At 56.0% G+C, this 25021-nt stretch carries 26 protein-coding genes and 1 pseudogene; 5 read left to right on the top strand and 22 right to left on the bottom strand.

The features are described 5' to 3' along the window. Positions 1–13 precede the first annotated feature (13 nt). From ACOI6Z_RS12415 to ACOI6Z_RS12380, 8 genes are all read right to left on the bottom strand, one after another. Positions 14–949, bottom strand: a complete 936-nt coding sequence (locus ACOI6Z_RS12415; RefSeq protein WP_065812528.1) for an alpha/beta hydrolase — start codon at positions 947–949, stop codon at positions 14–16. A 327-nt stretch (positions 950–1276) separates the two neighbouring features. Continuing rightward, a complete protein-coding gene (locus ACOI6Z_RS12410; protein ID WP_065812529.1) occupies positions 1277–1705 on the bottom strand; it encodes a cyclophilin-like fold protein in 429 nt (142 codons plus the stop codon). Positions 1706–1768: 63 nt separating this feature from the next. Continuing rightward, on the bottom strand, positions 1769–2812 hold the full coding sequence (locus ACOI6Z_RS12405; RefSeq protein WP_065812530.1) for an alpha/beta hydrolase: 1044 nt from the start codon (positions 2810–2812) through the stop codon (positions 1769–1771). Positions 2813–2897: 85 nt separating this feature from the next. Beyond that, complete coding sequence (locus tag ACOI6Z_RS12400; RefSeq protein ID WP_065812531.1) at positions 2898–4106, bottom strand: MFS transporter; 1209 nt, start codon at positions 4104–4106, stop codon at positions 2898–2900. A gap of 199 nt (positions 4107–4305) precedes the next feature. Further along, positions 4306–5043, bottom strand: coding sequence for an SDR family oxidoreductase (locus ACOI6Z_RS12395; RefSeq protein ID WP_065812532.1), 738 nt, complete (start codon positions 5041–5043; stop codon positions 4306–4308). Between the two features lie 22 nt (positions 5044–5065). Beyond that, complete coding sequence (locus tag ACOI6Z_RS12390) at positions 5066–5842, bottom strand: carboxymuconolactone decarboxylase family protein (protein ID WP_065812533.1); 777 nt, start codon at positions 5840–5842, stop codon at positions 5066–5068. Positions 5843–5854: 12 nt separating this feature from the next. After that, positions 5855–6313 carry a cupin domain-containing protein gene (locus tag ACOI6Z_RS12385; protein ID WP_065812534.1) on the bottom strand — a complete coding sequence of 153 codons (459 nt, stop codon included), beginning with the start codon at positions 6311–6313 and terminating at the stop codon, positions 5855–5857. Positions 6314–6354: 41 nt separating this feature from the next. Then, positions 6355–7569, bottom strand: a complete 1215-nt coding sequence (locus ACOI6Z_RS12380) for an NAD(P)-dependent alcohol dehydrogenase (RefSeq protein ID WP_217332885.1) — start codon at positions 7567–7569, stop codon at positions 6355–6357. 200 nt (positions 7570–7769) lie between these two features. On the opposite strand from ACOI6Z_RS12380, the gene ACOI6Z_RS12375 reads away from it, so the two are divergent. After that, positions 7770–8675, top strand: coding sequence for a LysR family transcriptional regulator (locus ACOI6Z_RS12375; protein ID WP_064157624.1), 906 nt, complete (start codon positions 7770–7772; stop codon positions 8673–8675). A 90-nt stretch (positions 8676–8765) separates the two neighbouring features. Beyond that, positions 8766–9884 (top strand): annotated as a pseudogene (locus tag ACOI6Z_RS12370) (Tn3 family transposase); the annotation flags it as partial. Between the two features lie 77 nt (positions 9885–9961). On the opposite strand, the gene ACOI6Z_RS12365 reads toward ACOI6Z_RS12370, so the two are convergent. The 6 genes from ACOI6Z_RS12365 to ACOI6Z_RS12340 all read right to left on the bottom strand — a co-directional run bounded on the left by ACOI6Z_RS12365 (position 9962) and on the right by ACOI6Z_RS12340 (position 16275). Then, positions 9962–10102, bottom strand: coding sequence for a hypothetical protein (locus ACOI6Z_RS12365; protein ID WP_023289673.1), 141 nt, complete (start codon positions 10100–10102; stop codon positions 9962–9964). 12 nt (positions 10103–10114) lie between these two features. After that, on the bottom strand, positions 10115–10366 hold the full coding sequence (locus ACOI6Z_RS12360) for a hypothetical protein (protein WP_023289674.1): 252 nt from the start codon (positions 10364–10366) through the stop codon (positions 10115–10117). Positions 10367–10793: 427 nt separating this feature from the next. After that, positions 10794–11237, bottom strand: coding sequence for a PTS sugar transporter subunit IIA (locus tag ACOI6Z_RS12355; RefSeq protein WP_032452832.1), 444 nt, complete (start codon positions 11235–11237; stop codon positions 10794–10796). Continuing rightward, positions 11227–12672 (bottom strand): sugar porter family MFS transporter, encoded by a 1446-nt coding sequence (locus ACOI6Z_RS12350; RefSeq protein WP_032452833.1) that lies wholly within the window; start codon positions 12670–12672, stop codon positions 11227–11229. Before ACOI6Z_RS12350 ends, ACOI6Z_RS12355 begins: the two co-directional genes overlap by 11 nt. A gap of 724 nt (positions 12673–13396) precedes the next feature. Further along, positions 13397–14725, bottom strand: coding sequence for a 6-phospho-alpha-glucosidase (locus tag ACOI6Z_RS12345; protein WP_023289677.1), 1329 nt, complete (start codon positions 14723–14725; stop codon positions 13397–13399). Positions 14726–14736: 11 nt separating this feature from the next. Next, positions 14737–16275, bottom strand: a complete 1539-nt coding sequence (locus tag ACOI6Z_RS12340) for a PTS transporter subunit EIIC (protein WP_243817076.1) — start codon at positions 16273–16275, stop codon at positions 14737–14739. A gap of 267 nt (positions 16276–16542) precedes the next feature. On the opposite strand from ACOI6Z_RS12340, the gene ACOI6Z_RS12335 reads away from it, so the two are divergent. Continuing rightward, positions 16543–17241, top strand: a complete 699-nt coding sequence (locus ACOI6Z_RS12335; protein WP_072413182.1) for a GntR family transcriptional regulator — start codon at positions 16543–16545, stop codon at positions 17239–17241. Here the strand turns inward: ACOI6Z_RS12335 and ACOI6Z_RS12330 are convergent. Then, entirely contained in the window at positions 17238–17990 is a 753-nt protein-coding gene (locus tag ACOI6Z_RS12330) for a sulfite exporter TauE/SafE family protein (RefSeq protein ID WP_044523184.1), read from the bottom strand. The two genes, ACOI6Z_RS12335 and ACOI6Z_RS12330, sit on opposite strands and share 4 nt — an antisense overlap. 110 nt (positions 17991–18100) lie before the next feature. Between ACOI6Z_RS12330 and ACOI6Z_RS12325 the strand changes: the two genes are divergently transcribed. Both ACOI6Z_RS12325 and ACOI6Z_RS12320 read left to right on the top strand, forming a co-directional pair. Next, the gene (locus ACOI6Z_RS12325; protein ID WP_032452837.1) at positions 18101–18985 is read left to right on the top strand and encodes a LysR substrate-binding domain-containing protein; all 885 of its coding nucleotides are present in this window, start codon (positions 18101–18103) and stop codon (positions 18983–18985) included. A gap of 130 nt (positions 18986–19115) precedes the next feature. Then, on the top strand, positions 19116–19991 hold the full coding sequence (locus ACOI6Z_RS12320) for an NAD(P)-dependent oxidoreductase (RefSeq protein WP_050534232.1): 876 nt from the start codon (positions 19116–19118) through the stop codon (positions 19989–19991). Between the two features lie 52 nt (positions 19992–20043). Here the strand turns inward: ACOI6Z_RS12320 and ACOI6Z_RS12315 are convergent, their stop codons facing one another. From ACOI6Z_RS12315 to nthA, 7 genes are all read right to left on the bottom strand, one after another. After that, positions 20044–21513: an alpha/beta hydrolase gene (locus ACOI6Z_RS12315; protein ID WP_065812535.1), complete on the bottom strand. Its 1470-nt coding sequence runs from the start codon at positions 21511–21513 to the stop codon at positions 20044–20046. A gap of 204 nt (positions 21514–21717) precedes the next feature. Further along, positions 21718–22284, bottom strand: a complete 567-nt coding sequence (locus tag ACOI6Z_RS12310; RefSeq protein ID WP_064154773.1) for a histidine phosphatase family protein — start codon at positions 22282–22284, stop codon at positions 21718–21720. Between the two features lie 4 nt (positions 22285–22288). Next, positions 22289–23044 carry a CbtA family protein gene (locus ACOI6Z_RS12305; protein ID WP_065812536.1) on the bottom strand — a complete coding sequence of 252 codons (756 nt, stop codon included), beginning with the start codon at positions 23042–23044 and terminating at the stop codon, positions 22289–22291. A 10-nt stretch (positions 23045–23054) separates the two neighbouring features. Beyond that, entirely contained in the window at positions 23055–23264 is a 210-nt protein-coding gene (locus ACOI6Z_RS12300; RefSeq protein WP_065812537.1) for a CbtB domain-containing protein, read from the bottom strand. Then, on the bottom strand, positions 23261–23728 hold the full coding sequence (locus ACOI6Z_RS12295; RefSeq protein ID WP_064154618.1) for a nitrile hydratase accessory protein: 468 nt from the start codon (positions 23726–23728) through the stop codon (positions 23261–23263). The genes ACOI6Z_RS12300 and ACOI6Z_RS12295 overlap by 4 nt, the downstream gene beginning before the upstream one ends. Further along, positions 23725–24378 carry a nitrile hydratase subunit beta gene (gene nthB / locus ACOI6Z_RS12290; protein ID WP_065812538.1) on the bottom strand — a complete coding sequence of 218 codons (654 nt, stop codon included), beginning with the start codon at positions 24376–24378 and terminating at the stop codon, positions 23725–23727. Before nthB ends, ACOI6Z_RS12295 begins: the two co-directional genes overlap by 4 nt. Positions 24379–24393: 15 nt before the next feature. Continuing rightward, complete coding sequence (gene nthA, locus ACOI6Z_RS12285) at positions 24394–25002, bottom strand: nitrile hydratase subunit alpha (RefSeq protein ID WP_065812539.1); 609 nt, start codon at positions 25000–25002, stop codon at positions 24394–24396. Positions 25003–25021: the final 19 nt, after the last annotated feature.

Genomic DNA, 25021 nt, shown 5'->3' with positions numbered 1-25021 from the left:
GGGCGCGGGATCGTTACTGATGCGCTAACGTAGGCTGCCCGGAAAGGTGCAGCAGTGCCGCGCGCAGGGAGACCTCGAACATCTGACCGTGCGTCAGGCCAGGGTAGCGCCAGAATTGCACCGTCAGACCGTTGCTGGCCAGCTGCTGCTGGGTCTGACGCAGTACGCCCAGGGAGGCTTCATGCCCGGAGGGCTCGCCAGTGGCTTTTCCGTCGCCTTCCAGCAGATACAGGGACGTCCCGGTAAACGCGGTGGCATCAAGGGTCTGGGTGTCCTTCAGGGGAGACGTCTGCGCCTGGCCAAGCGACGGGCTGGCAGAATAGTAGATCCTGAAAAGGGAGTGGTTTCGCCACGCGTCGAGTACAAACAGTCCGCCGTAAGAGTGGCCCCAGATAGCGCGCTGGCGGGGATCGATTTTCAGGTTAGCTTCTGTTTGCGGAACCATCGTTTCGCTCAGCAGCTGACGAAACAGATCATTGCCCCCGGTTTTTCGCGGCGGCAGCGCGGTTTTCCCGGCGCGAGGTTCATGCGTCTTCAGCGGCGGAGTGTAATCCCAGGCCCGGGCGGCGGTATCGAAGGGCAGTGTCGTCTGGTAACCAATAGCGACGATGACCGGCGGGGAACCGGCGGAGAGCTGTTGCAGAAACGCGTCGTTGAGTTTATCCATCACCGCGTTGCCGTCCAGCATATACAGCACCGGGTAACCGGCGGCCGGCGGCGCTTTATCCGGCACCGCGGTCCACACCCGGTAATGGCGTTCGCCATCGGCAGAGTCGTACTGGCGCTGGGTAAAATGATAGAAAGCTGACCCTTTATCCGCAATATTCGGTCCCAGCGGCTGCAGATCCGGCCGGGCGAAACTGCCGCTGCTGTAGAAGAGCGCGCCTATCGCCAGCGTCAGCAATCCGTGCGCCTGCCGCGCTGTGATGATCCCTGAATCCTGCTTCACCTCGTCTGTCCTCCTGTTCTCTGTCATCTGGCGTTTTGCCTGGGCTGACACGTTAGCATAGCTTCATTGATAATGGTTCTCATTTCTTTTTATGCGCGCAGTAGCAGGTGGCATGCCGCTGAGGCTGGTGGCGGAATCAGGGGTCAGTTTGGATATCGAAAATTATTGTACGTTAAGGTTACTTTTTGTACTCATAGGCTGTGGTAAGGGAGATTGACCATGTTGACAGGCAGCTTTGAGCGAAACGGACGCTGACCCAGACACCTAAGTTATGCTCAATGAAGACAAATAATGTTACTGCATCAAATTATCGAAATTGAATCGCAATCAATGTGCCATCTCAAATGTCACATCAATATTACCCGTATGCCTGAAAATCCCAACCCCAGAGTGGATACGGCCCACTTTCTGAAGATTACCGATCTGTTCATTGTTCTGTTTGTACATGATGACGAAGCTGTGGCGGGGTGCCCAGTAAACAATATCTCCCACTTCATAACCGCTGGTTTTCGTTTCGTTTGCGGGCAGCGCATCCGGGAACCGGTAGCACATTTCACGTCCATATAAATCTTCCATGGGCAGCGTCAGCGGGAAACGAGAGACCAGAGCCCGGGTGGTGGCATTGTCATAAAACGTTGCCGTCATCACCTGGTCACCGGCAGTGATCTTGACCCGGATACCTTCGAACTCGGTACCCACAGATGAGAATGACACAGCCGTCAGGGAAGCCAGAGCAAGCATGACTGGTTTGAACATAAAACTCTCCGTTGTTTTTTTTCAGGAATAACGGCACTGCAACAGTGCCGTTCAAATAGCGCATTATTTATCTTTTTTCAGATTGGTGTTAAAAAATGACACCAGCTTGTCCCACGGGATGAGTTCAGTGCGGTCATACAGGTCGATACGGTTAGCCCCCTTAATTTCCACAAGCTCTTTCGGCTCTGCCGCCATTTTATAGGCGGTATCGGTATAAGTGCGTGATGGTGCCGCATCACCCACGACAAAGAGTATTGGTCGCGGTGAAATGGACTCGATATCGATGAACGGATGGAAGTTCATGAATTTCGCATAGGTCGCTGGTGTTGAGCGGCGATCGTTGGATGCCACCTTGCCGCGCTCTGTCTGATAAAAATCATTGGACTCTTTACCTTCGATGAACACCGGATCGTTTTGCCCCGGACCATAGACGGGTTGACCGGTTTCAGCGGTTTTGTAGCGTTGATCTGCAGCAATCGCCAGGTCCTTGTTTCTCATCTCCAAGGTCCGCTCATGGTTCAGACCAGTACGGAAATATTCGCCCATGTCGTACATGCTAACAGTCGCGAGTGCCTTAATGCGGGGATCAATTTTTGTCGCGGCGATGGCAAAGCCGCCGCTACCGCAGATACCTATCACGCCTATTTTTTCACGATCCACAAATGCGCGCGTTCCGAGGAAATCAACTGCGGCGCTGAAGTTTTCTGCATAAACATCAGGCAGCACGGCGCCACGCGGCGTACCTGAACTCTCTCCCCAGAAGGACTGGTCGAAGGACAGCGCAACAAATCCGGCTTCTGCCATTTTAGTTGCATAGAGGTTAGCAGCCTGCTGTCTTACTGCGGCAAAAGGATGGCCGACAATAAGGGCATCATATTTTTTACCGGCCTCCATAGTGCGGGGAGTAAATAACGTGCCGGTGACTTCCATACCGTAAATATTTTTGAATTTAACGGTTTCAGTCTTCACCTTATCGCTTTTATAGAAATTATTCGCACCGTGGGACATATCAGCAGCGACGGCTGTGCTTGCCCCTATACCCAAAGCAACGCTCAGTATTGTCAGCGCGGCCAGGGTTTTTAATTTCCCTTTTGAATGCAGTTTCATATTACCTCCTGAATTAAATAACGGTGTTAAGACAAACGGAGTGAAGAATCCGGAGAACAATAAACCTCCGGACAGCAGGACCTTTTCAGGCCGGATTTTGTTTACTCTGGTCCGGGCGTTTTAACAGCAGGGATGCCACCACAGCAGTGGACAGCACTGCCAGCGCGCCGGCCAGGAATATCGCGTTCAGCCCAAGATGTCCTCCTACCCAGCCGAGAGCAGGACTGCCGATCGCCATCGCCACGTCAAGAAATGCTGTGTAGATGCCCATCACCATGCCGCGGTTCTGGGGCGTTGAACCACTGATGGCTTCGATACCGAGGCCCGGGTAAACCAGTGAGTAGCCAAAACCGGCTAACGCTGAACCGATAGTCGCAATCAGGGACGTACCCGCAAGCCATATCAGAAAGAGCCCGGCGGCCTGAACGAGCACAAAAATCAGCGCAATACGTGCGCCACCAAAGCGATCTGGCAGATGACCGGCAACGATTCTGGCAACAATCAGCGCAACGCCAAAGGCCGTGAATGCCATCCAGACGGGCTGCCAGTTCATGGCGCTGTAATAAAGTGAGCTGAAGGCCAGGATGGTACAGTAGCCCGTGCTGGCAAGCGCGGCGCCCAGTCCGGGTAACCAGACCGCGTGCATGACTGAGCCAAAGGTTGCCTGCGCGGCATGTGGATGGGGCGCAACTGCGGGCATGCGTGCAAGATACGCCAGTACCAGTAAAGGAAGTAGAAACGTCAGCAGTGCGACCGCCTCAAAGCCGAAGGCTTCAAACAACATCGTGCCCACCGGCCCGCCCAGAGCCATAGCGGCAAACATCGCGGTTCCCACCCAGGCGATAACCTTACCAGCGTGCTCTTTATCCACCAGAGCCAGACCCCATGCCACGGCACCGGTAATGATGAAGCTTTCCGCACCGCCCAGGATCGCGCGCCCGGCAAGCAGCACGCTCACTGACACGACAGGAATACTGACCAGCCAGAGCGACACCTGGTACAGAAGCCCTGATACGGCAGCTGCGATGAGCCCTGCCACCACGCCCTTTTTGGCACCGCGCCTGTCCGAATAGCTCCCGGACCACACCCGGGAACAAAGCGATGCAGCGAACTGTGCCCCGGCGACCAGGCCCACGATAAAGGTCCCGAACCCCAAGTCATTTTTGACATGCAGCGGCAGGACAGGAAGTGCCACGCCGATAATAATAAAGCCGACCAGTACCGCAGCCATCACCGGCATCAGTGCAGAGACAACACCGGCACCGGAGATTGTGTGAGAATGTTTTACAGGCATACAAATCAGCCCCTTACCTTTTAATAAACAGAATGTCGTATACGCGTATGGATTTTTCGGGCGCGAAGTAGCCCGCAGAAAATTCGGGTTTGAATTTCCTGTGTTGAAAGATGCGTTATCTGGTAATGCTCTTTTTATATCCGGATGATATAAACTATCCGGATATAAGGCAGACGTCAGCTACCCGTCTGATTGTGTTTTAATAAACCTGTACGGTCGGCCGGAAAAGTATTTCGTTAACATCCACGTCGTCAGGCTGGCTGATGGCAAATGCGACGACCCGTGCAAAAGCCTCTGCAGGGATCGCATTCTCGTAGGTTTTCGACATACCTTTCGCAATATCTTCGTCGGTGATGGTTTTAGTCAGTTCGGTATCTACCGCGCCGGGTGAAACAATAGTTGTGCGGATATTCCAGGGTTTCACTTCCTGACGCAGGCCTTCTGAAATAGCGCGGATGGCCCATTTCGTTCCTGCATATACAGCACCGCCGGGCCCAACCTTATGTCCGGCTACGGACGATACGTTGATAAACTGTCCCGACTTCTGGGCTTTCATATACGGCAGCGCGGCGGCGATACCGTAAAGTACACCCTTAATGTTCACGTCGATCATCCGGTCCCATTCATCCACCTTCAGCTTGTCGAGCATGGAGCTCGGCATTAAGCCGGCATTATTAATAATGACGTCAATACGGCCGTGCAGCTCTACCGCCCGGTCAACAAGGGCCTGGACCTGAGTGCGGTCCGTCACGTCGGTGCGCAGTACTGCTTTGGTATCCAGCCCCAGTTCGCCGGCAAGTTGCTCAAGCTTCTCAATACGTCGCGCGCCCAGAACAACTTTTGCGCCCAGTTTCGACAGGTGTCGGGCTGTTTCTGCTCCCAGGCCGCTGCTGGCACCGGTGATGACGATGATTTTGTTATCAATACCCTGAGACATACTGTCCTCCTGTAAGGAATGGTTATTTCGATTCACGCTGCTCAAACACCGTTTTGAAAATCTGCGCTGCTGAGAAAGCATTAGGCCACCCAGCATAATACGCAAGATGACTCAGTGCGCCTGAAGCCTGCAGCCGGGTCAGGCCGTTATCCATTGCCCGGTTAAGGTGCGGCGAAATTTGCTGTACCTGCCCGTTTGCAATCAGGGCAGACAGGGTCACCAGACTTCTGTCCCGTGGTGCAAGCCCGGGACGCAGCCACAACTCCCGGAAAAGCACGTCGGTGGTGTCGCTGACAAGCCCCGGCACCGCGCTACCGATACTCTGTTCTACGCGTGCAGCGCGAGCTGCTTCAGCTTTTTCATCGATCGGCAGCAGCGCCTCCTCCGCGCGAGGAAGCTGTTCAGCGTTAATTCCTTTTTGCAGGAATATCTCTTTCGTTACCGCTGCGGCCGCAATGGCATTGCCCCAGCCGGCATAGAACGCCAGCTGCGTGATGGTTTCGGAAAGCTCAGCCGGCTTAACACCGTTTTTCAGCGCCAGCTCCAGCTGCTCCGGTAAAAGTACGGTCTGATTCCGGGCAATAACCGCTGCAACGGTAACGAGGCTGCGATCGCGTGGCGACAAATCGTTTCTTTTCCAGAGGTCTCCTGCCAGCCTGGTGCTCGCATAGCGTTCGAGTGCGGGAGATACTGCCTCTGTGTCGGTGTCTGACAGCGGGCCCCGCTGTGCCCCCGTTTCTGCAATGGCGCCAGCCGATCCGAGAGAAAGCGCCAGCGCAACTGCCGTTGAAGTTTTCATCTGACCTCCGGATTACTGATACTGTTCGTCGGAGACGGGCTCCTGCCAGTCCACGTTTTTACCGTCCACCATATACGTCATGGCCAGATGGCTCATGGGGGACGTCGCCGTGGCGCCATGCCAGTGGCGAACGGTCGCAGGGATCCAGACGACATCCCCGGGGGCTATATCCTGACGAGCCTTACCTTCTTCCTGAACCCAGCCTTTGCCTGCCGTAACGATCAGCAACTGTCCGGCAGGGTGAGTATGCCAGGCCGTGCGCGCCCCCGGGGCGAAATCCACCTGGCCCAGATTGGCACGCGTGGACTCGTTTGGCGGCAACAACGGGCTGACAACTGCATGACCCGAGAAGTTATCGGCCTTGCCGACGATAGAAGGGGTCTGCCCGTTACGACGGATTTCGATACTTTCGGCAGAAACCTGGGTGGTACCCAGTACGGACATGGCTGCTGCAGCAATAATCGCTTTCATCTTTCACCTCGCTGGTTACTTTCGGCTAAATGGGTGTCTGCTTACGTAAAGTCCACAACAAAACGATAACGAATGTCTTTTGCTTTGATTCGCTCAAAGGCGCGATCTATCTGGTCGGGCTTTATCAGCTCGATATCGGCCACAATGTTACGGCGGGCACAGAAATCGATGAACTCCTGAGTTTCTGCCATGCCACCCATCAGTGATGCTGAGACCTGCCGACGCTGAAGCCACAGCCCGGAACCGCGGACGTCTTCTATCGGTTCACGGGCTCCGACGATGACGTAGGTACCATCCAGGCGAAGCATATTAGTAATCGGATGAGTGGGGACGCTCGTCGGCACCGTTGATATAAGAAAATCAAACTGGTTCGCATAAGGCTTCAGGGCGTCAGGATCGTTCCAGACAACAGCCTCCCGGGCCCCCATTTTTTTCGCGTCCGTGACTTTTCCTGGAGTGGTGGTGAATACCGTAACATCAGCCCTGCGCGCGACGGCCAGCTTGACGGCCAGATGCCCGAGCCCGCCCATGCCAATAACCCCGACCCGTTGCCCGGCTTCAACCGACCAGTGCTCAAGGGGTGAGAAGGTGGTGATGCCGGCGCACATTAACGGTGCCGCAGCGGCAAGATTCATTCCCGGTGGGATGCGAACGGTAAAACGTTCGGGGATCACCACACGCTGGGAAAAACCGCCATAGTTATAGCCGCCCGAAATTCTATCCGGCGAGTTGAAATTCAGCGTCCAGCCTTTCAGGCAGTACTGTTCCAGATCGTTAACGCAGCTCTCGCATTCTCCGCAGGAATCAATCATGGCACCGGCACCCGCAATATCACCCGGCCGGAATTTCGTCACGGCGCTTCCGATGGCGGCGACACGCCCGATGATCTCATGCCCCGGAACACAGGGATAATTGGTGGCAGGGTAAGGCGCCCCCCATTCCTGCCTGGCGATATGAATATCTGAATGACAGATAGCACAGTACATAATGTCGATGAGGACATCGTTCGGACGAAGTGCCCGGCGGGGAATTTCCAGGGGAACAAATGGCCCCTCCGGATCCCTGTTGCCCCAGGCACGAACACGCCAGGGTCCATTACCTGCCTGAGCGGCAGATTCCTGTGCCTGTACCTTTCCCGGCATGACCGCCAGCGTTGATGCTGCAGCAAGGCCGGCCCCGGCCATCAGAACCTTTCTCCGGGTCGGGGACGCTGGCGCGTCCGGATGACTGTTGTCTTCACATTTTCCGCACATCATTAACCTCCGTTTATCTGCCGTCTTGTTTCATAAATTATTGGCGCATCGGCAATCCGGATTGTGGCATCGGGAATGCTGACGTTTTTATTGCATTACAGTCGTCAGGCCTGATTAATTAGTGAACGGAAGAAAGTATATCGGAGGACTTATTAAGTGATTAGAGGGTAATATGAGATTGAAATTATAAGGAGAGCTTCTTAATGTCCGATCAGAATCTCAATGACCTTGCTGCGTTTATGGTGGTTGCGAAGGAGCAAAACTTTACGCGTGCGGCAAAACGACTGGGCATTTCACAGTCCGCACTGAGCCAGACGGTTCGGGGGCTGGAGGCTCAGCTTGGCCTCCGCTTGCTCAACCGAACCACCCGGCGTGTTGTGCCCACAGAAGCCGGAGAGCGGCTAATGGCCTCCGTGGGGCCGCAAATTGAGGATATCCAGCGCCAGTTAATGGTGCTGAGTGAACTCCGCGATAAGCCTGCGGGTACGATACGGCTTACGGCAACAGAGTATGCAGCAGAGTCAGTTCTGTGGCCGGCGGTATCCCGCCTGGTAAAAGCCTATCCGGATATTAAGGTTGAAATCCTGACGGATTATGGTCTGACCGATATTGTGAGGGACCGTTTTGATGCTGGAGTTCGTCCTGGTGAAACCATTGCAAAGGATATGATTGCCGTTCGTATTGCACCAGATATGCGCATGGCGGTTGCCGGTTCTCCAGCCTATTTCAATGACAGACCTGTACCAGGTACGCCACAGGAACTTACCGATCACAGCTGTATTAATCTTCGACTCTCCGGTCATGGAGGACTCTATGCGTGGGAATTTGAGAAAGACGGGCGTGAGCTGAATGTGCGGGTTGATGGTCAGTTGGTCTTCAACACAGGAAGCATGATACTTAGAGCTGCACTTGAAGGGCGGGGTCTTGCGTATCTTCCTGAAGGGCAGCTGGAACCTTATATCTCATCCGGACAACTGGTTCGCGTTCTGGAAGAGTGGTGTGAACCTTACTCCGGGTACCATCTTTACTATCCAAGCCACCGCCAGCCAACGCCAGCATTTAGCTTGCTGGTTGATGAGCTACGCTATTCAACTCGCAAACAGCTATAAGATAATAAAGAGCAGCATCTAAATTAGAGTTTAGATGGTAAATGAATGTTCGCTTCTGGCACGCAGCGGACTTCATCAGAACGCCAGTAATTGGCGGAAGCCTGCCCCGGAAGCACCAAATCATCACTGGAAGATATCCAGGCATGGTACATCCGTGACGAAACCTATTCAGCAGCCCTCGCAGAGCTGGTAAACGCGCAGGGGAAAAGACCACTGGCGGCATTCTGGGGAGACGGGACAACGTCATCATCAGATGGACAGAATTTCAGAACAGGCAGCTCAGGCCGCTACGCAGGGCAGGTTAACCCGAAATATGGGCAGGAGCCTGGGCGTCAGTTTTATACCCATATATCGGATCAATACAGCCCGTTTTACACCTGTATAATCAGTCGGGTCAGGGATTCAACCCATGTGCTAGATGGCCTGCTGTACCACGAAAGTGACCTGGAAATCAGGGAGCATTACACCGATACCGCGGGTTTCACCGATCATGTCTTTGCCCTGATGCATCTGCTGGGATTTGCGTTCTGTCCACGAATCAGGGATCTCCACGACAAGAAGCTATTTATCAAAGGGAAAGCGGACCAGTACCCGGCGCTTCAGTCACTGATATCAACGGCCAGTCTGAATCTGAACGAGATCGAAATTCACTGGCGTGAAGTGCTGCGTTTGGCGACCTCGATAAAGCAGGGAACCGTGACAGCATCTCTGATGCTGAAAAAGCTAGCCAGCTACCCTAAGCAAAACGGACTTGCCAAAGCACTGAGAGAAATTGGCCGCATTGAGCGAACGCTGTTTATGCTCGACTGGTTCCGCAATCCGGCTCTGCGTCGGCGGGTACAGGCAGGGCTGAATAAAGGCGAAGCCCGTAACGCGCTGGCGCGTGCGGTATTTATGCACCGGCTGGGAGAAATCAGGGACAGAAAACCGGAAAATCAGAGCTATCGCGCCAGCGGACTGACACTGCTGACGGCTGCCATATCCCTGTGGAATACCGTCTATATGGAAAGAGCGGTCGATGCCCTGAAGCGCAAAGGGGTAAAGATCAACGAGCAACTACTATCGCATTTGTCCCCGTTAGGCTGGGAACACATCAATCCGACAGGTGATTATATATGGAAAAGCAACCGAATACCGGCTTCCGGTAAGTTTCGCCGGCTGAGGCCCGCTAAAGTAGAAAGGTCAAAAAATAACCTTAACGTACAATAATTTTCGATATCCAAACTGACCCCAATCAGACCAACAGGAGAAGAGATAGCCGCCTGTTGGCGGCCATGGGAGAAAGGTCAGGAACGATCGTGAAGGGTGCTCAGCAGTTTTTTGACCAGCGGGGTAAGCGCAATAAACAGCAGTGCAATTATCACGACCAGCAAGAGCGCGAGCCCTTTATGGTGAGTGATAAGCACCCACAGCATCGCCAGCGTCATGGGCATGCTCCTTTAATAACGGTATTCACCACCGCTCAGGTGAATGAAATTCAACAGAATGGTCATGACCACCCAGGCCAGCAGCAGAAAGCGTCGTCTGTCGCGCCGCGCTTCCAGGGCGGCGAAATAATTAGCGCTATACCAGGTCGATATAATAATAGCCAGCGTGATGATGACCTGCCAGACCGCTTGACGATAGCCTGTCACGACGCTTATCCCGCGAAAGCAAAGGACGATAGCGATACCGTTAAGCGCGTTACACATCAGCCATCCCCACAGGCTTGCGGGCCGGCTAAATAAATATCCAAATCGTAAAACCAATGTCGTATACACCTTGCCAAAATAATCGCGCTGTAAAATGCATTTTAACCACGGAAGAGGTATTGATTTAAATCAAAACTAATGGGATAGCGCAGGAATTACTGGCGCGAGGCACTCGCAGCCTGATTGACAAAACAGAGGTTAAAACACTATTTTGATGCTTAAGATTATGTTTTTATTGGTGATTTTAGTGAATCAGATAAGGGGGCGCATAATAAATAGATATGATAGCAATTTAATATGCGTTAATTTCCCCAGTTATTATTGTGATTGACGTGATAACGGGGAAAATTAGATTTTTCGCAATGTCTGTTTGCTGCAAGACCAATAAATGGAGGGGCCGGGGGCTGCGCCCCGGCCGGTGGCGCACTTAATGGGGCAGTGCGTTATGCTGGAGGATCTTCAGGAAGTCATTTTTGTCAGAGATTAATGACAGCGCATTCGCGATCAGCTCATCGCTGAATATCGAGGCAATTTCTTTGAGCACGTCAATATGCTCTTTCTCTTTCGCAATCACGCCAATGGCAATAAACATCACGTTGCCGCGATCCCAGATAACGCCATCAGGAAACTGAAAGATCTCAATCCCGGTTTTGAGGATGATATCCGTCGCTGATTTCGGCAGATGCGGCAGGGTGATGCCATTGCCCAAAAAAGTGGAAACCTGATGTTCACGCTCCAGCAGAAAGTGAACGCACTCCTGATTGACATAGCCTTTGGCTTTACACTCCGCGCCAATCATGGCGATGACTTCCGCTTTATTACTGGCCTTGCAGCCGATGTGCAGATTATCCAGCGTGATGTTATCGATCATAGCCAACCTCCCTGGTGAGACGAGTGGATTTTTTATCCTCATGATTCGCTGACAGCTCTGCTTCTAACTGCTCCAGCGATTTATTGGAGGTCTCCGGCAGGGCGAACACCACGAACAGAATCGCCAAATAGTTGATGGCCGCGAAGATGAAGAAGACCGGCCCCAGGCCCAGTTTCGCCTGCAGCAGCGGGAACAGGTAGCTGACTACCGCGTTCATGATCCACATGAAAAATACCGAGATCCCCATCGACAGTCCGCGGAATTTCAGCGGGAACAGCTCAGCTAATACCACCCAGGTGATAAAGCCCATCGAGCCCTGCATCACGCCGACGAACAGCGCGCCCAGCAGCCAGATAGCGGTGGCTTTCAGATCGCCCACCAGGGTGTAGTCGACCGCGGCGATAATCAGATGCAGCGTGGCCATAATGGCGAAGCCGTAGATGATGATCGTCTTACGTTTGAAGCGGTCGACAAGGAACAGCACGCCAATCAGCATACCGCCGACGGAGAAGACACCGTTCAGCACGTTACAGATCAGCGAGGTACGCTCTGAGAAGCCGGCGGCACTCAGGATTTCCGTACCGTAATACATAATGACGTTCACCCCGGTGGTTTGCTGCAGTGCGGCCCAGGTAATGCCCACCAGCAAAATTTTGAGGATCCATGGCGTTGTGAGGATAGTGGTGAAGGTGTTCTGAGTGCTGTACTTATTGCCGGCTTCAATTTTGATCAGGGTGGAGATGTCGTCATACTCTTTCTGTGCGCGTTCCGCCGGGCGGATCTGTTTGAGAATATGCAGCGCTTCTTCGTGGCGGTTTTTGCTGATCAGCCAGCGCGGACTTTCCGGCGCGCGCCACATACCAACAAACAGGCAGATAGCGGGGATCGCCTGCACCAACAGCATATAGCGCCAGACGTCCGGCAGATGGCCCCAGATGATGCCAATGATCGCGTTAATGGCAAACGCCGCCAGCTGGCCGATAACGATGGCGACTTCATTCAGGCCGGTCAGCTTGCCGCGCATCTCGGTGGGCGCCACTTCAGAAATAAAGGTCGGAGCGGTAACCGAGGCGCCGCCGACGGCGTAGCCCAGCAGGGCGCGGGCAATCAGCAGGGTGGTGATATCGGGAGCCGCGGCGGAAAGCAGGGCGCCGATGAGAAAGATAAAGGAGAGGAAGAGTAAGTATTTGCGCCGGCCGAAGTAGTCGGCAAACTTGCCGCCAAACACGCTGCCCAGCGCGGCGCCGACCAGCAGGACGCTCATCACCAGCCCTTCGGTGGTCGGGGTCAGCGCCATGTACTGCTTCAGTGAGGAAAAGGCGCCGTTGATAACGCCAGTGTCGTAACCGAAAAGCAGGCCGCCGAAGGTGGCCACTAAGGTGATCTGATGAAGTCGTTTTCTCTGTTGCTGGTTCAGGTTTGTTATAAATGACATGGTAGTCCCTTTATTTTGTTGAACGACACAAGATAAAAATACATCTCCCCAGTCAGGATTTATCACGCCTGTGTTGTCGTATCTAACTGAATTAAATGATTTTCTTCTTTGTGTAATTGCTCAGCACATGGCAGGGTACGCTAAGCAATGGCGGTCAAAGAGGTTTACGGCTTGGTGGTGATATGGATGTTGTCGATATCCGTTCTCCTTTTCGGGGTTAGCGGTCTTCAGTGCGTCGGCAGGACAGCGCCCTGGTGTGGCATGTTGCTGTCGTTCCGGCGATTTACTGTGATAAGAATATGGCACAAAGAAATGGAACGAGCATGCTACAAGATCACATTATGAAAATTTAATTTCAAATCAGTGTTGCAGGAAGGTAAATACATGAAGCCAATCACAATGGCATGCAGCGCGATATCCCCATGAAAAGGGGGTTAATTTTGCGAGTGAGTAACAATGATGTTGTTTTCAGTGGGTTAATGTAACTCAAAGAATACAACGCAGATCACATTTTTACGCCATAATATCGAAGAATAGAATTTATATTTCATTACTCCGATTAGGGAAAAGCGTGGCTGGCGACTCTGGGGCGTCGGTCTGGAGGGGGTAGCGCAGGCCATTGACGCGTCTGTGCCGAAGGAAGGTTATGAGGCAGGTATCGCGGGACGGGTGCCGCTGATAACCCTGCGGAGAGAAGGTCTCCCGGCAGGGTTGCGGCAAAAAATCAGTGCAGCGCGGGCCAGTAACCTTCGTTGGCGACGATCAGCTCATCGAGGATCGCTTTCGCCACCGCGGCGCTGGGCACCGTTTTCGACAGGGTGATGGCCTGCCACAGTTTCTGGTAGCTGCCCTCGATCCAGGCGTCAACCACCAGCTTCTCCACCGCCACCTGCTGCTCCATCAACCCTTTCTGGAACGAAGGGATTTTTCCCATCGCCAGCGGTTCTGGGCCGTTGACGCCCACCAGGCAAGGGACTTCCACCATCGCCGTTTCGTCAAAGTTGGCGATCGCCCCGTTGTTCTCCACGATCAACAGCATCCGCTCCTGGGTGTTAAAGGCGATGGCGCAGGCGAGGTCGACGATGAAAGTGGCATGGGCCCCGGCGTGGAAATGCGCGCCTTCCGCGGTGCCGCGACGGGTGATCTCCCGGGCCATATCGAAGACCTCTTTTTCACGCCCGGCCATCACCTCGTTGGCCCGCGTAAAGTCCGGGTCAGAGTGCGCCACCTCGTAGTCAGGGTAGAGGTAGTATTTCAGGTAAGTGTTAGGCAGGGTCAGGGGATCAAGGGCAAACACATCCTTCACCTTTTTAAAGGTCTCGATCCAGCTCGGCGCCTTATGCTGAAAATCCTCTTTTGGGCTACTGTAACCCTGCTCCGCCACGTGACGCTTCAGCGCCGGCATCAGATCGTTACCGGCTTTATCGGTGATGCTGGTCCACCAGCCAAAATGATTCAGGCCATAGTAGCGGACGTTCAGTGCCTTGCGGGACGGCAGACCGAGGATGTCGGCAAACAGCCCCTCGATGGCCACCGGCATATCGCAGATGTTGATAATGCGCGCGTCGGGACGCAGGCGACGGGTCGCTTCCGCGACGATGGCCGCCGGGTTGGAGTAGTTGAGCATCCACGCCCCCGGGGCGTACTGCTGCATATAATCGACCAGCTCCAGTACGCCGGCAATCGAGCGCATACCGTAGGCGATCCCCCCCGGCCCACAGGTTTCCTGGCCCGGCACGCCATATTTCAGCGGGATCTTTTCATCCTTTTCCCGCATCTCATACAGGCCAACGCGAATATGCGCCATCACAAAATCAACGTCGGTGAAGGCCGCCTGCGGATCGGTGGTATAGCTGAACTTCACCTGCGGGAAGCGTTCAGCCACCAGAATGGCGCAGGCGTCGCCGATGGTCTTCTGACGTTCGTGATGGTTATCGTACAGACGGATCTCCCGCAGGGGAAAGCGCGCCATATTTTCCAGCAGCATCATGACAATCCCTGGCGTGTAGGTACTCCCGCCGCCGGCAATCGTGACCACAAAGTTATCTTTCATTTACCACCTCGTTATTCAGTTACACCCAGACTGGCGTTGACCGCCGTTCGAATTTTGTTAACCCCCAGGCCATAGATCACCTGGACATGATTGCCTTTAATCAGCACGCTGCTCCCGCCGCTCTCTTTCAACAGCGTCTGCTGGATGAGAGCAGGGTCGCGCACATCGACCCGCAGACGGGTAAAACAGTTTTCCACCGTACAAACATTCTCTTTACCGCCCAGCCCCGCAATCACCAGCGCGCCTCTGTCTGAATCGCCATGCGCCTGATCCGTCTGTGGGGAAGACGCCGCATCGGCAGCGGCTTCGCGCCCCGGGGTAAGCATTCGCAGGCGGGTAATGCAGAAGGTGCCGACCAGGTACATGGTGGCGGTTTCCAGCAGGCCGAGCAGGACAAATACCGGCCAGCGCGTCACGCTGGCGCCGGCGGGCAGGTTATAGACGACAAAATCGATAAGACCGTTTGTGGCGCAGACCCGCACGTGAAGCAGCCAGGCCAGCATCTGGAAGAAACCGTCCAGCAGGGAGTAGATAAGCCACAGCAGCGGGGCGGTGAAGATAAAGAGAAACTCAAACGGTTCGGTGATCCCCACCAGCACTGAGGTGACAATTAAGGGGATCAGCGTGACTTTGAGTCGCTGTTTATTCTCCGGTTTCGCCGTGCGGTAGAAGGCGAGCGCCATCCCGGCGGTGCCAAAAATCTTCACCATCCCATAGGTTAAAAAGCGGGCGGAATCACTGAGCGCGTCAACGGGATGACGGGCGATTTCGGCGAGGAAAATAGGCTTGGCGCCAATGACGGTCTGGCCATCAATCAGCAGCTGACCGCCGATAGAGGTAAAGACGAACGGCGACCAGATCAGATGATGCAGCCCGGTGGGGATCAGGAACCGGTTGAGGAAGCCGTACAGGAAGACCCCGATGGCGCCAAACGATTTCATAAAGCCGGTCAGCGCCGAGATGCCCAGCTCCACCACCGGCCAGAGATAGACGGTGGCGATAGCAAACAGGCCCACCAGCGGCAGCATCACGATCAGCACCAGCTTGCTGTTGCCGTAGATCGACAGCGCGCCGCGAAATTCGATGCCGATCACGCGATTGTGAACAAAGGCGACAGCGCAGCCAAGGATAATACCGAGGAACACGCCCATATCGATAACCTGAAAACCGAAGATGTAGGTTTGTCCGCTGCCATACAGTTGCGCGTTGGTGGCCCCGGTCGCCAGGCGATGGGTCAGGGTCAGCCAGCTGTTGTTCGCCGCCAGGTAGACCAGCCAGGTCATGGCCGCCACGAAAGCGGCTTCGGCTTTGCGGGTTTTCGCCAGACCGCTTGCCAGCCCGAGGCAGAACAGAAACCCGAGATTGTTCATCAGCGCCCAGAGCATGCTGGAGACGAATTTCCCTAACAGATAGATCCCGCTGCTTTCATCCACCCACAGCCGGTTGGTGGTCATGCTGAACAGGGCGATCAACAGGCCGATAGCCGGCAGATACAGCACCGGCCCGATCATCGCCTTGGAAAAGTCCTGAAGCTTTTTTACGCCAATCATGGTTGTCCTCTCGTCTTCATAGCCCGCTGTCATCACCTGATCAATAGGCTTATCAGACTAGGAGCAGACCACCGGGATCCCGAGCAGGAAAAAGGCCATCTGTGACGAAAGTCATATATATTGTTGCAGGAGAGATATATAAATATAACCATTTTTATAGATGAGTTAACGTCTTATCTCTCGCGTAAAAGTTAACTATTATCTGTAAATACAATGCGTTATTTATCGTTCTTTCCCACACCCTCCATCTCAACGAGACATCTAAAAGTGATTTATAAAAAGATTGCCACCGAACTGAAGGCCCGTATCAACAGCGACGACTACGCCGTCGGGGATATGCTGCCCAGCGAAAAAGCGCTCGCTGCGGAGCTGCAGGTCTCGGTGATGACGCTGCGCAAAGCGCTGGCGCTACTGGAGGAGGAAAAGCTGATCGCCCGACGGCACGGCAGCGGAACCTGCATTGTGCGTAAGAGTAACTATCATGGCGGCGAGCTGGAGGGGTTTAACTACCAGATGCAGGTGGTGGGGGTCACCAACTACCGTAATAAGGTCATTGAGTTCACCTTGCTTGACGCCCCGCCGGCCATTGCCCAGCAGTTAAAGATCCAGCCGGGAGAGAAAGTCTACTACGTCAGGCGGCTGCGCCTGATTGATGAGGTCCCGATCCTGGTGGAGAACAGCTACATTCCGTACGCCGCTTTTCCGTGGCTCAGCGTGGGTAACCTTGAGCAGTCTAAGTTCAACTATTTCAAAAAAGAGTGCCATATCACCATTATCGAGAGCCACCGCAGCTATACGCCGGTGCTGGCGACCCGCGAGCAGGCGGAGCTGCTGCAGGTGGCGCCTAACAGTCTCCTGCTACGGGTGCAGTCTGTCAGCTACGCCCAGAACCGGACGATCGTTGATTTCTCAGAGATCTACCAGAACACCAGTAAATACAATGTGAAGCACATTACCCGCCGCTAGGCCGATCCCCCCAGCAGCCCCCGGAGGACAAGTTCCAGCCCCAGCGCCAGCAGGAACAACAGAAAGCCCTGACGAAAGCGCTGCGGGCTGAGACGCGAGCGGATCCGCTGTCCCAGCCACATGCCGAGCAGCGCGGGCAACAGCGCCAGCGTCGACAGCAGCAGCGACTCTGCGCGCCAGCCTGCGTGCAGGGAGAGGCCGGCCGCCATCGCCAGAGTGGAGAGGGTGAACGACAGTCCCAGGGCCTGGACCAGCTCGTCGCGACGAAAGCCCAGCGCCTGCAGCCAGGGCACCGCCGGAATAACGAATACCCCGGTCGCCCCGGTGATCAGTCCGGTCAGTCCGCCCATCAGCGGCGACAGGCGCTTTTCCACGCGGGCGGAAACCTGCACCGCCGGACCACGGAGCGCGTATCCGGCATAAGCTATCAGCACGACGCCCAGCGCCAGCGACGACCACCGCGGGTTCAGGTGGATGAGCAGTGACGATCCCGCCAGCGTGCCGATAATCATCCCGGTCATCATTAACCAGAGGCGACGCACAATCTGCGCTAGCGCGGGGCCTGCCAGCAGTTGCCAGAGATTGGTTAACAGCGAGGGGAGCACCAGCAGGGCCGCCGCGGCCGGTGGCGGCATCAGAAGGCCAAGCAGGCCCATCGCCACGGTGGGCAGTCCCATGCCGGTCACCCCTTTGACCAGCCCGGCGGCGATAAAGATCAGCAGTAAACAGAGAGTGTGAAGATCAAACATCATGGCTCACTTATCGGCTCAGAGAAGGGCATTGAAACAGCTGGTCGCCGGGTAGACAATGCGGTATGTTGCCCGCATGCTACGGTAAAACCGAAGGGAAAGGAGGGCTTATGCGACTGGATCTCGCCGATCTGCGACTGTTTATCGCCATCGTGGATAGCGGCAGCATTACCGGCGGGGCGGCGGCGGCCCATCTGGCGCTGGCCTCCGCCAGCGAAAGGCTGCGAAAAATGGAGGCGGAGGTCGGTGTGCCGCTGCTGCACCGTCATGCCCGGGGGGTGACAACGACCGAGGCCGGGGAGGTGCTGGCGCGCCATGCGCGTCCGTTGTTAGAGCAGCAGCGGCGTCTGCGCCAGGCGATGCACGCCTTCGCCCGCGGTCAGCAGGGCACGCTGCGCCTGTTTGCCAATACCTCGGCGATGTCGGCTTTTCTGCCAGGCAAGCTCGCCACGTGGATGGCCGCGCATCCCGGGATACAGATCGACACCGAAGAGCGCACCAGCGCAGATATTGTCAGCAGCATTCTGGCTGGCGTGGCGCAGGTCGGGGTGGTGTCCGATGCGGTCGACCCCGGGCCGTTGCGCCTGGAGCCCGTCGCGGAGGATCCCCTGGTGCTGATCGTGCCGCCGGCCCATGCCTTGAGTGACGCCGCCGAGGTGGCTTTCGCAACGATCATCCATGAGCCGCTGGTCGCGCTCTATCAGACCAGCGCGCTGCAGCAGCATATCGAAGAGCAGGCCGCCGGACTCGGCCAGGCGCTGAACGTCCGTATCAGGATGAGCCATTTTGAAGGGCTTTGCGAGATGGTGGCTCACGGCGCCGGCGCGGCGATCCTGCCGCGCGTTATTGCTGAACGCTACCTGCCTCGCTACCGGTTCGCCGTTATCACATTGCAGGATCGCTGGGCGCTGCGTCGGCTGTGCCTGTGCTATCAGGATGACGAACGCCTGTCGCCAGCGATGCGCCGCTTGCTGGAGTGGCTCCGCCAGCCCTGAGCCGCGATAAACGTGGCTATCATATAGTGACAGTGTCACTTTATATGGCGGTTATTGCTACTGACATCCGTGCCAGAGATGCGATAGTAGACGTCCGCCATTTATTAACACGCGAATCAGGACAGACAAGATGAGTACATTACCAAAAGTCGCGGTGCTGGGACTCGGCGCCATGGGACACGCTTTTGCCAGCAATCTGCTGAAGAAGGGCTTTACCGTCGCGGGCTGGAACCGTTCGCCAGCGCGCGGCGAGGATTTACAGGCGCAGGGATTATCCCTGCACGCCACGCCGCAGCAGGCGGTGGCCGATGCCGAGGTGATCATCAGTATGCTCGCCGATGGTCAGGCTACCCTGCAGGTACTGGCGCAAATAGCGCCTGCCTGTCAGCCGCAGGCGATCTATTGCCAGATGGGCACCATCGGCCTGGCGGAGACCCAGGAGGCTATCGCTTTGTTGCGGGAGCGTCAGCCGGCGATGACCTTCGTCGATGCCCCGGTTTCAGGGACCAAAGCCCCGGCGGAGAAGGCGCAGATCCTGGTGCTCGCCAGCGGAGATCGTGAAAAGTGTAGCCCGGCGGAACAGGTATTTGCCGCTATCTCACGTGGGACGCAGTGGTTTGGCGAGGCGGGCAACAGCCAGAAAATGAAGCTGGTCCTCAATGCCTGGCTGATTGCGATGATGCAGGGCATCGCGGAAAGCGCACAGCTGGCGAAGACGCTGGGCTTTACCCCCGACCAGCTGTGGAGCGCCCTGGAGGGCGGCCCGCTGGCGGCGCCCTATGTCAAAGTCAAACTGGACGCCATCGCCAATGAGCAATTCGCGCCGCAGATGCAGCTGGCGCATGCGCTGAAAGATGCCCGGCTGGCCTTGTCCCTGTCCGAGCCGCACACCATGCCGGGACTGGATAACATCGCCGAACTGTGGCAGCAGGCGGCGGATGCGGGATTTGCCGGGCAGGACCTGTCCTCGATATATCAGTGGCTGTCGACGTCGGCGAAAGCATAGTGTAGCACCCTCAGGAAAAAGTGGCCTCGGCGGCCACTTATCCAGAGGGGAGTTATTTTCCGGAGAGCGCCGGGCGAGTGTCGATCCCTTCGTCAATGCGCTTGATCATATAGGGAAAGAACGGATTGGAAGACTGGCGCATCAGCGAGTCCAGACCCACAACCAGCACAGAACGCTCACCGCGAGCTGCAAACGTGCCAAGGCTGATCCCGTATTGATTCAGCGGATGGGGATAGCGCCCGTACAGCGAATCGCTCAAGGGGAAGGGGAGCGCGACATGAGAAAGAGAGTAGACGTCCGGTAAATAGTGCATTCCCTGCAGCTTTTCCACCGTGGTGTCTGTTTTCCCGGCGCGGGTGGTGCGAATTTCCATCTCTGTACTGGCGGAATTGGCGTTAGTGATGATCGTGGTTTGATAAGCCCGCGGCGCCGCGGGCAGCAACCGCGCCAGCGCGGTGTAAGACGTCCGGCGTAATAATGAATTAAACCTGACCGCATGATTTAAATCGAACAGGACAATTTCACTGCCATTATCCGGCAAGCGGTTATACAGCGCCGTCACGATCGCCCGCGTACTGACCGTTGAATCCACAACGGACTGAAAGGTCAATACCGGCGGTAAGCTGTTAAGCCTATGATTTCTCGAATCCGTCACTATCTGCTTTTGCAGCGCTTTGGTCAGCAGAAACGACTGACGGGCGGCGTTCGTCGGGAAGGAGTTATATTTGAACGGATTAAACTCAGGCATGATGTTTAACCATGCGGCTTTCGAGAAGGCGGGAAGAAACGCGGGCCAGCCCGCGAGGCCGGAAAAGCGCGCGAAGCGGGTAATACCGATCATCGGAGAAATCAGGATCACCCGCTGGGGTTTTGCCAGTCCGGCATTATCCAGCGCGTCCAGCGAATACTTCATTGCCAGCGCGCCGCCGTTGGAAAATCCGACGATATGCAGGGGCGCATCATGACCCGTCAGTCGTTTCGCTTCTCTCACCGCCAGGCGCGTGGCGGCCAGCCAGTCCTGCCAGTCCACGTCGGTCAGCCCGGCGGGTACCGTCCCGTGGCCCGGTAACCTGATACCGATGGCGACATAACCCTGTTGCCGGTAATTTTCGGCGATATGCCGCAGACTGTAGGGTGTATCCGTCAGACCATGCAGCAACACCACAGCGCCTCTCGGTTTGCCATCCGGCATCATAATGTATGACCGATTCCAGTTGGTGGGAAACGATTCCGGATAGATGGGGCTGTGACTGTAGTAACGATTCAGTTCGGTTTGCTGTTCAGCGTCCAGCTTATCGGAAACCTGGCGTTTTACCTCACCGAAGAGCGCATTCTCTTTTTGGAGGTAATCGTTCCAGTCAGCATTGTCGATTTCATCCGCGCCCATTTCATGCGGAACCCAGGTATGCCAGAGCTGCAGATCGGGCCCGCGCTGAATGTCATAAACGCGTAGTCCCAGAGCGCCAACAATCAACAGCAGCAGGGACAACACGATACGTTTTAACCAGGTTACCCATTTCAACGCGTGGCTTCCTTTCTTAATGACCTGTTTTCTGAGTATAAATAATCATGGTCAGGGAAGGTTTACTTTTTTGCGCAGGACCGGTCGTGAAGGGGGCTGAGCGGTCCTATGGCATTGGGTTTAGCGATGCAGGACAAGTAGATGGAGCCATCCATGGCCAAAGGCGCTTACTTGCTGATGGCTTCAGCGGGACACCGTCGAGCATTAGCCATTTATGTCATCTCTTAATAAACAATAATTCCAGCGCCGTCCGTCACTGCGCAACTCGGTGATGCTGAGCGAGTGGACGTCAATACGTGCAAATGAGTGAAGTGGGGCGCCGAGAACGGCGAGGATCATGGCACGGATAGTGGAGGCAGACGCAATTACACAGTGTCGTCCTTGAATATCGACGTGTTTTGTCAGCCAGCGGCCACAGCGCGCCAACAGCTGAACACGTGATTCTCCGCCCGGCGGCGCTTCACCCTCCAGCCAGGCCAGGAAAGCGTCGGCGTCTTGCGTCATCACCTCACGTAATGGCCGACCGGCCCAGATGCCGTAGTCGGGCTCCGCCAGCTCCATTACCGGGGTCCCCGGTAAAGAGAGCGCTGCGGCAGTTTGTCGGGCGGCGGTCTCCGGGGAGATCCAGACGCGGTGACAACGGGCGACACGGCTTTGTAACTGACGCGCCCGTTGCCATTCCCGTGCCTTCAGAGGGGCATCACAGGGGAAATGTGAACCACTGGACGCTGCCGTTTCTCCCTGACAAATCAGCGTTAGCGACGCTCTCATGATGTTAGCCGCGGCGGAAGGCTGGGCGTTGCGCACGTGTCGCCGGCGTACGTTCGGCTAAGGCACCGAACGCCACACCGATGACGCTCCAGAGCACCAGGTGCGTGCCGAAGGAGCTAATACGGAAACGCCATAGGAGGTCCGCCGGGAAGTGTTCGGGCACTTCGTTCACTGTCGGCATCAGGGCACAAACCATGAGCATCAGCGCCATAGCGAACAGCATTGCCCACATCATCGCATTTCCTCTGCCAAGGCGCGGTATTAGCTGATGTGATAACCACGCGGCCGCGATGACAATGCCGATGGAAAGCAACATCATGACGAAGTACAGTTCGGTACGATAGCCGATGGTATCCGGGTTACCGACTGCAGGCGGATTGGGTGGGTATTTCAGACCAGGCATCAGGCTCATGACCAGAAAGCCGACCAGCGCCAGGCATAACGCTAACAGACGCGGGTTCGATGGTCCGAAGCGCTGATAGCTAAAGGCCCAGCTCAGTGCCAGACTGCCGCCCAGCGCTGCGCCGAACAGCACCATACCGGCCATTAGCCCGATCCCGGACTGGGTTTGACGGCTAAACACCTCTTCTTCACCGCCATCAGCCGACGCGCTGTGTTGGTGTGTATGAGCGGCCAGACTGTCTTCAATCCCAATAGCACGATCGACCTGCGGCTCGCCGAAATGGTGTGCAAAGGCAAATGCCACCAGTCCAGCCAGAATGCCTGCTATCATCCCCTTGAATAATAGTTTCCCAATCATGTCCGCCTCCTCAGTGGCAGGGAAAACCCAGCAGATGGCGTGCGTCGTGGAAGAATTCATGCACCTGGGTGCCGGAAAACATCGACGTCGCGCCTTGTTCCGCACCGACGAAATAGATCGCTAAAAGCGCCAGCAGGGTGGTGAACAGTGCCCAGGGCAACAGCGCCGCGACCGGTATCGGAGTGGCCGGGGCGTTGGTGGTAAGGGTGATATCGCTCATGATGTAACTCCGTTGTTGATTTTGCTGATGGAAGATTGTGCCGGGCTAACCGTGACCGGAACGCCGAGTGGAAGCGAGTGGTGGTTATGCGCTGGCGGACAGCTGGCATTGGCCAGGACGATCGGCTGACCATGCGGCGTGTTTATATACGCCAGTCGCCATTCCTGTGTCCGTCGGGCAATGTCATCCGGCGCGGTCAGGTGGAGGGCGGTGATCATGTTCTCCATTGCTGTCGCCCACTGGCGATAGTAGGCATCGTTCACGCTTTCGCCGGGCTGCGCCGGAGCAGCCTTGATCGCTTCGCTGAACGTCCGAACCCATTCTGCCCAAGGGAACAGCCCCGCCCGGTGCAGATGGACGATCAGGGAGAATGCTTTCGCCTGCCAGGGCTTATCAAACACAGGCCCCTCCTCGTCGCGGGGTAACCCGACGGCGGCGTAATCACGCTGTGTCGCAAGGCTCATGCTTCCTCCAGATAGTCGTCCCACAGATCGATGTAGACTTTGTCCGAGCGCGGCGTGCCCCACAGTTCCAGTGCGCTGAAGCTTACGCTGTAGACGTGCTGAGGATGTTCGCCCAGACCGTGCGCAGCAGTGTCTGGCGTGATGAATACGCCGTGATCGGTCTCAATACGGCCGATTTTCCCACGCACGTAACGCGGCAGGCGGGTGTGGGTGGTTGGGTTAATGTTTTTTGCCCGAACCAGGTCTCCGGCCTTAAAGCGGGGAGCAACATCGTGACTGACGCGCGCGGAGGCACCGGTACTGACAACCGCCGCGACGATGTCCTGCGTCAGCACCGGCGTGCCTGGCGCGCAGGGAGCAGGGGGCGAGCCACCCCAGAGTTCATCGGCGGTGATCACCCCTTTTTCCATCAGCAGCGTTTCAAATGCGTGCAACCAGTGCTCATAGTAGCTTGCCTCCAGGTAGTGGGCTGGATCCATGCGTTCAATGGCGTGGCGGAATTCATCCACATTGAAATGTCCGCCGACGAACAGCGAGGCGAACAGCGGAAATACCCGGCGCTCCCATTCATGGCGGAAATACGGCTCATTTTCCTCGTTGAGGATCGGGCCGAGGCCGTGCATACCGCCCAGATCATGTATCCCATTCATGGTTTTCTCCTTTTATTATGGCGCGGCGACCAGCCCAGTGCCGATCATTGAATCGCGGGTGACCAGTTCAATCAGCTGCGCTTCGCTCCAGCCGTCGGTACCCGCCGGACGTTCTGGCAGGACCAGATAGCGCAGTTCCGCGCTGCTGTCCCAGACGCGCACCTCTTTACTTTCGGGTATGGTTACCCCGAATTCGGCAAGAACGCCGCGCGGGTCGATAACGATACGCGAGCGATAGGGGGCCGATTTGTACCAGACCGGCGGAAGACCCAGCACCGGCCAGGGGTAGCAGGAACATAATGTACAGACGGTCACGTTGTGCACGTCCGCCGTGTTCTCCACTACCAGCATGTCTTCACCCTGCACGCCGGAGAAACCCAGCTCGGCGATGGCGGCTGTGGCGTCCTCCAGCAGCCGACGTTTATACTCCGGATCACTCCACGCTTTAGCGACCACTTGCGCGCCGTTACGAGGGCCGACCTTGTGCTCGTACGTGTCAATCAGTTCATCCAGTGCCGCCGGGTCAATCAGTCCTTTCTCCTGTAGCAGGGATTCCAGCGCCCGGACACGTAGCTCGATGTCCGCAGGTGGTTCAGTATGGTCGTGGTCGTGTTGATGGCTCATTTTATGGTTCCCGATGGTT

The sequence above is a fragment of the Klebsiella sp. C239 genome (assembly GCF_048822715.1).
Taxonomy (GTDB): Bacteria; Pseudomonadota; Gammaproteobacteria; order Enterobacterales; family Enterobacteriaceae; genus Klebsiella; species Klebsiella quasipneumoniae.
This window is presented reverse-complemented; position numbering and strand designations above follow the sequence as displayed.